This is a genomic window from Neisseria sp. P0008.S010 (assembly GCF_051962715.1).
GTDB lineage: Bacteria > Pseudomonadota > Gammaproteobacteria > Burkholderiales > Neisseriaceae > Neisseria > Neisseria elongata.
Genome location: NZ_JBQCVA010000176.1, coordinates 1 through 413 on the forward strand (window position 1 = coordinate 1; position 413 = coordinate 413).

The following is a 413-nucleotide window of genomic DNA, read 5'->3' on the forward strand; positions in this document are numbered from 1 at the left end:
GACTACAAGGGTATCTAATCCTGTTTGCTCCCCACGCTTTCGCGTCTCAGCGTCAGTTTCGGTCCAGGAAGTCGCCTTCGCCACCGGTGTTCCTCCGGATATCTACGAATTTCACCTCTACACCCGGAATTCCACTTCCCTCTCCCGAACTCAAGCCAACCAGTTCCAAATGCACTTCCAGGGTTAAGCCCTGGGCTTTCACATCTGGCTTGACCGGCCGCCTACACGCTCTTTACGCCCAATAAATCCGAATAACGCTTGCACCCTCCGTCTTACCGCGGCTGCTGGCACGGAGTTAGCCGGTGCTTCCTTCAGTGGTACCGTCATACGCAGAGATTATTCGTCTCCACGCTATTCTTCCCACTTGACAGAGCTTTACGACCCGAAGGCCTTCTTCACTCACGCGGCATCGC

Annotated in this window: 1 rRNA gene; it reads right to left on the minus strand. The window is 55.0% G+C overall.

From position 1 onward, the window contains the following. A 16S ribosomal RNA gene (locus ACTHSL_RS13095) occupies positions 1-413 on the minus strand; the annotation flags it as partial.